Origin of the sequence: Aeromonas simiae (assembly GCF_000820125.1) — a bacterium.
Classification (GTDB): Bacteria; Pseudomonadota; Gammaproteobacteria; order Enterobacterales; family Aeromonadaceae; genus Aeromonas; species Aeromonas simiae.
The window spans coordinates 1-3,554 of the sequence record NZ_CDBY01000066.1; the positions used below are offsets into that span (position 1 = coordinate 1).

The 3,554-nt window shown below is 62.5% G+C and carries 5 protein-coding genes and 1 pseudogene; 4 read left to right on the forward strand and 2 right to left on the reverse strand.

The window, feature by feature from the left end; all coding sequences use genetic code 11:
• The 3 genes from BN1134_RS14025 to BN1134_RS14035 form a co-directional block, all read left to right on the forward strand.
• A partial coding sequence (locus BN1134_RS14025) for a phospholipase D-like domain-containing protein (protein ID WP_042047983.1) occupies positions 1 to 561 on the forward strand: 561 nt, incomplete at its 5' end.
• A 491-nt stretch (positions 562 to 1,052) separates the two neighbouring features.
• Positions 1,053 to 1,688: an HTH-type transcriptional repressor FabR gene (fabR, locus tag BN1134_RS14030; protein WP_042047984.1), complete on the forward strand. Its 636-nt coding sequence runs from the start codon at positions 1,053 to 1,055 to the stop codon at positions 1,686 to 1,688.
• A complete protein-coding gene (locus BN1134_RS14035; RefSeq protein WP_042047985.1) occupies positions 1,681 to 2,040 on the forward strand; it encodes a YijD family membrane protein in 360 nt (119 codons plus the stop codon). The genes fabR and BN1134_RS14035 overlap by 8 nt, the downstream gene beginning before the upstream one ends.
• Positions 2,041 to 2,081: 41 nt before the next feature.
• Here the strand turns inward: BN1134_RS14035 and BN1134_RS14040 are convergent, their stop codons facing one another.
• A complete protein-coding gene (locus BN1134_RS14040) occupies positions 2,082 to 2,369 on the reverse strand; it encodes a DUF1145 domain-containing protein (protein ID WP_042047986.1) in 288 nt (95 codons plus the stop codon).
• Entirely contained in the window at positions 2,353 to 2,970 is a 618-nt protein-coding gene (gene rsmD, locus BN1134_RS14045; protein WP_042047987.1) for a 16S rRNA (guanine(966)-N(2))-methyltransferase RsmD, read from the reverse strand. Before rsmD ends, BN1134_RS14040 begins: the two co-directional genes overlap by 17 nt.
• Before the next feature lie 111 nt (positions 2,971 to 3,081).
• Here rsmD and BN1134_RS20210 point away from each other — a divergent pair.
• A pseudogene (locus BN1134_RS20210) lies at positions 3,082 to 3,554 on the forward strand (signal recognition particle-docking protein FtsY); the annotation flags it as partial.

Below are 3,554 nucleotides of genomic sequence, written 5' to 3' on the forward strand. Positions count from 1 at the left end.
CTGTTTGATGTACCTGGCAAGGGGATTTTGCGTCCGGGCCGGGTAGCTGGCTGGATCGATCGCGCCTTGCAGCAGGCCGGCCCCCGTTTGGTGCTGGTCTCTCCCTATCTGCTATTACCGCCGCGTTTCATGAGGCGTTTGCGACGGCTGGCGCGGCGTGGCTGCGAGATCTCCGTGCTGACCAATTCCATGGCCACGACCGACGTGCCCTTGGTTCAGGCGACCTACGAGCAGCAGCGTGAACGGCTGCGCCGGCTCGGGATCGCCCTGCATGAGTTGCGACCGGACAAGGGACGCAGCCTGCATGCCAAGCTGGTGCTGACCGGGTCAGGCGAGATCCTGCTTGGCAGCTTCAATCTCGATCCTCGTTCCCTGTTTCTCAACACCGAGTTGGTGGTGCGGCTGCGCTGCGAGCCTTTGCAGGAAGCCTTGCAGCAGTGGGTGGCCGCTTGGCAGCAGGAGAGCTGGCCCCAGCACCGTCAGGCCCATCCTCCCTTACCGTGTTGGCGCAGGGCATGGCGCTGGCTGGCGGGACGGCTGCCCATCCAGCGTTGGCTTTGAGTCGAAAGGAAAACGTTTGTGCGACATGTCGCAAGCCGCCGTGCGTCATTGGCGGTGCCATGCATGGCACAAGGATGAGGGTTAGATATCTACAAAATTGATTTTTAAGACTATTTTCACCCTTCATCACCTAGCGCATAGATGATGGTGCATGTTTTGTCCAATTGAATGCTTTTTTATACAGGTCGCGCCCATAAGATGAGGGGGCAAGGACAACACGTCTCTCACCTGGGATGTGTTAGGCGTACCTCACCCCCCTCGGTGTAGACCGGGATGTTCGTGTCACGGAACGACGCGTGCGGACGGAGCCATCCGGCCGTGTTCATCAGGAGTGGGTGGTGTGGGAGCGCCAGAAATGGAACATGCCTTTTGCGAGGGGGTGATCGACGATCACCCCGTTTTTTTTGTCTTCAGAAAAGCCGGCTCGCGGTAAGGCTGCGCAGTTGCCAGCCATCGGGTATGATCCCTGTCCAAAAGCGTGAGGTGGTTTTGTGGGAATCCGTGCACAACAGAAAGAAAAGACCCGGCGCAGCCTGATCGAGGCCGCCTTCAACCAGCTGAGCTGTGAACGCAGTTTCTCCAACCTGAGCCTGCGCGAAGTGGCGCGCGAGGCCGGTATCGCCCCCACCTCTTTTTATCGCCACTTCCGCGACATGGAGGAGCTCGGCTTGACCCTGGTGGACGAGGGCGGGCTGACCCTGCGCCATCTGATGCGCCAGGCACGCCAGCGTATCGCCGGTGGGGGCAGCGTGATCCGCACCTCGGTACAGACCTTCATGGAGTTTGTCGAGAACAACCCCAATGTATTCCGGTTGCTGCTGCGGGAACGCTCCGGTACCTCGGTGGCCTTCCGTCAGGCGGTGGCGCGCGAGATCCAGCACTTCATCGCCGAGCTGACCGACTATCTTGAGGTGACCTCGGGCAGCAGCAGGGAGGATGCCTGTATCCAGGCCGAGGCCATCGTCACCATCGTCTTCAATGCCGGGGCCGATGCCCTCGACCTGACCCGTGAAGAGTGCCGGGCCCTGAGTGAGCGAACCATCCGCCAGCTGCGCATCATCGCGGCCGGCGCCGAAGTCTACCAACAGCGCCGGCAGGCGCATGCAGAAGGAGAGTGCGATGAGTGAGCCGACCCCGATCCCCAAGGGTATCCTGCTGTTGGCCTTTCTGGTCGGTTTGTGCGGACACGCCACGCTAGCGGTGCTGACTGACAGCCAGGTGCCCTTCTCCCTGTTTCCCCTGATTGCCCTGGTACTGGCGGCCCGCCAGCTCTACCAGCACTATGCCAGCGAGCCGATGGAGGGCAACACCCCTGCCTGCTGCGTCATCAGCTTCTTCATCGGTATCTTCGGCCACTCCGCCTTCCTGCGGGTGCAGTATCCCGAGCTGGGCAGCAACTTCGTCCCGCTCATCATTGCCCTGCTGCTGGCGGCCTGGCTGTCGGTCAAGCTCGGCATCATGGTCGGCAAACAGAAGTAAGCGCACCAATAAAACGCCCGGCATCAGCCGGGCGTTTTGTTTTACTCCTTGGGAGTGATGATGGCGTTGAGCCGCTCCCGTATCCCCTGGGTGGCGAAGACCCCGAACAAGATGATCTGCCAGTACTCGGCACGGGTCACGGCGAAGTAGCGCTCGCACGCCTTGCGGATCATGCTGGCTTGCGCCCAGTGCATCAGCAGCACGATGAGGCCGCAGGGGGGCAGAAAGCCGTTCAGCTTGCCCGGCAGCAGCTTGGCAAGGGCGGCCAGTACGCCCAGCCAGAACAGCAGGATGATGACCTTGGCCAGCAGGTTAAACAGGCGCTTCATGGGCAGTCTCCCTCAGGTAGAGTTGGTAGCAGACCTGCCCGGCCTGCTTGTCCTTGAGCAGGTGCCAGGTGGCGGGCAGGGCGGGTGGCGTGGCCTCTTTTTCTCGCTCCAGATAGATGAGGGCCCCCTCGGCCAGCCAGCCACCCTGCTCCAGCAACTGACAGGCGCTGAGCAGCAGCTCTTGGCGGAACGGTGGATCGAGGAACACCAGATCGAAGGGGCGGGCGGGCCCCTGCAACCAGCTCAGGGCATCGGCCTCGATCACCTCGGCCGCCGAGCTGCCGAGCAGGGCCAGGTTGGCGCGCAGCTGCTGCGCCGCACCGCGGTCACGCTCGATCATGGTCACCTGGCTGGCGTAGCGGGAGAGGGCCTCCAGGCCCAGGCCACCACTGCCGGCAAACAGGTCGAGGCAGCGGGTGTCGCGGATGTGGGGGGCGAGCCAGTTGAAGATGGTCTCCTTGACCCGATCCGTGGTGGGTCGCAGCCCTTCCACGTCACGAACCGGCAGTTTGCGCCCACGCCATTGGCCGCTGATGATCCGCACAAAGCCCGATTTTCCCGGTCGGGAAGGGCCATTACGGCTGTTTTTCGCTCTGGGCATCGCGTTTCGTCGTCAGAAAAGAAAGTGGTAGTATAAGGCGGTTCATTTTTGTGCCGAACCCCTGCGGAACGGCCATTTTAGCAGTCCGCCGATCAAGTGAGTATTTATTAGATGGCAAAAGGTTTGTTTTCCTGGCTGGGATTCGGCCGCAAGAAAGATGAGGCAGAGACCCAACCCGCTTCCGAGGCCACCGCAGCGACCACTGTCGAACCGGCCAGCCCGTCCGAGGTAGAGGCCGAGCGCGCCGATGCCGGCATAGTGGTGGACGATGCCTGCTGTGCGCCGTTGCCGGAGCCAGATGATGCGCCCATGGTGCTGGAGGAGTGTGCCTCTGAGCTGGAGCCGGTGATCGTCAACGATCTGGTGGCGGAAGAGGAAGCCCGTCAAGCCGAAGCCGCTCGCCTGGCCGCCGAAGAAGAGGCCCGTCAAGCCGAAGCCGCTCGTTTGGCTGCCGAAGAGGCCCGTCAGGCCGAAGCCGCTCGTCTGGCTGCCGAAGAGGCCCGTCAAGCCGAAGCCGCTCGCCTGGCTGCCGAAGAAGAGGCCCGTCAAGCCGAAGCCGCCCGCCTGGCTGCCGAAGAAGAGGC

Excerpts from the sequence above, each read along its gene's own strand:
- BN1134_RS14035 (WP_042047985.1), top strand. The coding sequence starts at position 1,681 with ATGAGTGAGCCGACCCCGATCCCCAAGGGTATCCTGCTGTTGGCCTTT.
- rsmD (WP_042047987.1), bottom strand. The coding sequence starts at position 2,970 with ATGCCCAGAGCGAAAAACAGCCGTAATGGCCCTTCCCGACCGGGAAAA.
- BN1134_RS14040 (WP_042047986.1), bottom strand. The coding sequence starts at position 2,369 with ATGAAGCGCCTGTTTAACCTGCTGGCCAAGGTCATCATCCTGCTGTTC.